This is a genomic window from Streptomyces sp. MS191 (assembly GCF_008042125.1).
In the GTDB taxonomy this organism is placed as follows: Bacteria; Actinomycetota; Actinomycetes; order Streptomycetales; family Streptomycetaceae; genus Streptomyces.
Genome location: NZ_RDBI01000218.1, coordinates 1 through 4,368, shown reverse-complemented (window position 1 = coordinate 4,368; position 4,368 = coordinate 1). Strand labels below are relative to the sequence as shown.

1 protein-coding gene is annotated in these 4,368 nt (G+C 68.0%); it reads left to right on the top strand.

What is annotated here, in order from left to right; translation table 11 throughout:
- Positions 1-4,368 (top strand): ricin-type beta-trefoil lectin domain protein (locus EAO71_RS36700; RefSeq protein WP_187282986.1); only part of this gene is annotated, 4,368 nt, incomplete at both ends.

The window sequence follows — 4,368 nt, the reverse complement described above, 5'->3', positions numbered from 1 at the left end:
CGCGGCATGGGCGACACGGTGTCCGTGAAGGACATCACCGGCGCCGAGATCGCCAAGGACAAGGAACCCTTCGCCGGCCGCGTGGCCGAGGAGCTCACCTACACCAACGCGACCGACGCCGACTCCAACTGGCTGACGCGCAGCATCACCAAGCTGGACGCGACCGAACTCGCCAAACGCGACCGCGACGACGGCCTCGACCCGCTGAAGGCCTGGCGCGTCACGGAGCCCGAGGAAATCGCGTACACGAAGTCCTCGGGAACGAACACGGACGACCCGCGCACGCTGCGCGAGGTCCGCACGAACACCACCTACGACGCCACGTACGGCCTGCCGACGCAGGTGGAGTCGCTCGGCGACATGGGCAAGACCGGTGACGAGTCCTGCACCAAGCTGGAGTACCTGCACCAGACCACGGCGAACCTCATCGGTCTGACCAAGCAGGCGCTCACGTCGCCGACCACGTGCGCCAACGCGAACTTCGCGAATCTGGCCACCCTGAGTGGTGGCACGCGCACGGCTTACGACGGCACCGCCTACGGCACCGCGCTCGGCGCCTCGACCCGCGGTCTGGCCACCGAGTCCTGGTCGCTCAAGGGCGACGGCACCGACTTCCAGACCAACGGCACGAACGGCTTCGACGCCATCGGCCGCGTGATCCGGCAGACCGACCCCGACCAGAAGTCCTCGACGATCACCTTCGACCCGCCCACCGGACAGGTCTTCAAGGTCACCCAGACCAACTCGCTCGGGCATGCTCAGGTTCAGGAGCTGGAACCGGGCCGTGCGGTCAGTCTCAAGACGACCGACCCGAACGGTCAGGTCAGTGAGGCGAAGTTCGACCCGCTGGGCCGACTCGCCGAAGCCTGGGCCCCGGGCCGCACCCCTGGCGGGACGGCGGTGCCCGACTTCCGTGCCGTCTACACGATCCCGGCCGAGGAGACCGACCCGGAGGACGCCAACCGCAAGATCCGCAAGCCCCCGTTCGTCACCACCTACGCTCGGGGCTACGAGGACCGGGTCGAGACCTCCGTCACCCTCTACGACGGCCTCGGCCGCGAACGCCAGTCACAGGAGGAGGCTGCCGGCGGCGGCCACCTCATCACGGACACGCTGTACAACACCGCCGGCGAGGTCTTCCAGACCAACAACGCCTACCTCACCCAGGAGGCCAAGCCCGGCGAGCTGTTCGTCCCGCTCTCCGACACGGCCATCCCCAACATCACCCGCTACACCTACGACGGCCTCGGCCGCGTGCTGCAGGAAACCCCGTACATGAAGTACGTGGACCCCGTCACCAAGGAGTCGACCTCCAAGGCCTACGAGGACCGCGCCACCAAGTACGAGTACGGCCAGGACTGGTCCAAGGTCATCAACCCGCAGGGCGCCTCGTCCTACCGGGTCTACACCGACGCCCTCGGCCGCACCTCGCGCACGGACACCTTCAACCCGGCGGCTCCCGGCGGCTTCACGTCGACGAGCTACCGGTACGACACCCACGGCCGCATGGCGAACGCGACGCAGTCGGCTGATCCGTCGCACCCGTGGTCGTGGACCTACGACCACCGGGGACGTCTGGAATCGGCGACCGACCCCGACGGCGGCACGACCCGTAGCACGTACGACCACCGTGACCGTCCGCTGACCGTCACCAACGCCCGCGGCGTGAAGGTGTGGAACAGCTACGACGAGCTGTCGCGGCCGAAGCAGCAGCGGCTCAACGACGCCAACGGCACGCTCCTGGCCGACCTCACCTACGACACCGTTCCCGGTGGCAAGGGCATGCCCGCCACCGCCGTTCGCTACACGGACGGTCTGGCGTACACCCAGAAGGTCAACGGCTACACCAAGGACTACCAGCCGACGTCCACGACCCTGAGCCTGCCGCAGACCATCGCGGACACCTGGGGCCTGGCGAAGGACTACACCTACGGCTACTCCTACTCGGACACGGGTGCGCTGGAGGAGGCGCAGCTTCCGGCGGTGGGCAAGTTCGCCGCCGAGAAGATGGTGGTCCGTTACAACAAGGAGGGTCTGCCGCTCTCCGTCTCGGGCAAGGACTGGTACGGCGCCGAGACGGTGTACTCCCCGTACGGCCAGGTCCTCCGTTCGACGCTGGGTGCGCAGCCGTACCGGGTGTGGACGCAGAACTCGTTCGACGAGGGCAGTGGTGAGCTGAAGGACCAGCTCGTCTTCCGTGAGAAGTCGGGTACCGGCGCGGACACGTCCGTGGTCGGCGGGAACCTGGTCTCCAACCGGTCGTACACCTACGACCCGGCGGGTAACGTCACCTCGATCCGCGAGCAGTCGGTGGGTATCGAGGAGCGTCAGTGCTTCAGCTACGACCCGCTGGGTCAGCTGAAGACGGCCTGGACCTCCAAGGACCAGACCGCCTGCACCACCCCGAAGAACGCCGACGGCAGCCTGAACGTGGCCGCCGGCAAGGACAGCTCCGGCTACTGGCAGGAGTACGAGTACGACCTTCTCGGCAACCGCAAGAAGCTGAGCGAGAAGGACCTGACCGGCGACACCACCAAGGACGCCGTCACCGACTACACCTACGGCAAGGCCGACGGCTCCCAGCCGCGGACGCTTACCAAGGTGTCCAAGGCGTACAAGACGCCTGCCGGTGCCGCCGTCAAGGCCGAGGCCGAGCGTCTGTACGAGCTCACGGGCGAGACGAAGTCCGTCACCTCGGTTCAGAATGGTGACAAGCAGGACCTGACCTGGACGTATGACGGTCAGGTCGACCGGATCACCGGTCAGGGCAGCAATGGCAAGACGCCGTACGTGGGTCTGGGCCAGAAGTGCCTGGACCTGAAGTCGGGTCTGCCGGTGGCCGGTCAGCCGATCCAGCTCTACGGCTGCAACGCGACCGCGGCGCAGAACTTCCGGTTCACCGCGACTCCGGCGCAGAGCGACCCGAATCTGGGCACCCTGGCCGTGGCCGAGAACTGGTGCTTCCAGCCGGCGGCCAACACGGCCGGCTCCGCGGTCCAGGTCCAGAAGTGCAACGGCACTGCCGGTCAGCAGCTGAAGCGGAGCGCGGCCGGGCAGCTCACCCACGTGGCCTCCGGGCTGTGTGTGGCGGTGCAGGGTGCGGCGAACGTCAGCGGCACGGCCATCGTGCTCGCCACTTGCGACGCCGCTTCCGCGGCCCAGCTGTGGGCGCCGCAGAACGACACCCGTCACATCTACGGTCCCAACGGTGAGCGCCTGCTGACCATCCAGGGCAAGCAGGCGACGCTGCATCTGGGTGAGGCCGAGGTCACCGTCCAGCAGGGCGGCGTCCTGGTCAACACCCAGCGCACCTACTCCGCCCCCGGCGGCGGGGTCATGCGCTACGCCTACGGCACCGGCGCGGAGACCCTGGTCGCCCAGACCGCGGATCACCAGGGCAGTGCGTATGCGGAGGTCGCCCTCTACGGCGGCATGTCGGTCCGCATCCGTAAGCAGGACCCCTTCGGCAACGAGCGCGGCACCGCCAACGCCAACCTGCAGAACCACAAGGGATTCCTCGGCAAGACGAAGGACGACGCCTCGGGCTACCAGCCGCTCGGCGAGCGGCTGTATGACCCGGTGGTCGGACGCTTCCTGTCCGCCGACCCGGTGCTCGACCTGAACGACCCGCTGCAGTCCAACGGGTACACCTACGCGCACAACAACCCGGTCACGTTCTCCGACCCCTCGGGTCTGTCCATCAGCCTCACGGCCTCCGAGCGGGCCGCGGCCCTCGCGGGAGCGGGCTTGTCGGCGGCGCAGGTCGCCCAGGCCGAGGCGATGCAGGGCAAGTCCCTGACGTCGGTGATCCTGGCGGTCGCGTGGGAGACGCTGAAGGACTTCATCGGCATCAACGACGCCATGGCCTGCTTCGGCGGCGACATGTGGTCCTGCGGCAGCTTGATCATCGGGGCCATCCCGTGGACCAAGCTCGGCAAGATCCCGTCCGTCATGAAGGCCATCAACCGCACGATCGACGCCATCCAGGCGTTCAAGGCGGCCAAGAAGGCAGCCGAGCTCGTCCTGAAGGCAGCCAAGGCCGCCGAAGCAGCCGCGTTGAGAGCCAAGAAGGCGGCGATCGAGAAGGCCAAGAAGGAAGCCGCACAGAGAGCGAAGAAAAAGGCAGCCGAACAGGCCAAGAGAACCGCCGACAAGGCAGCCGCCCAATCCAAGAAGACCGGCAGCCCCGTCCACAAGCAGGCCCAGGCCAAGGCAGCCCCCAAGGCATCCTCCGCGCCGAGTGCCGGCAAGGGCGGCGGCAAGTCCTCCGGGGGAGGGGGCGCGAAGAGTGGCGGCTCCAAGCCCGGTGGTGACTCCGGCGGTTCCTCGCGCAGCAGCGGAGGGTCCAGTGGGGGCGGCGGCTCGGGC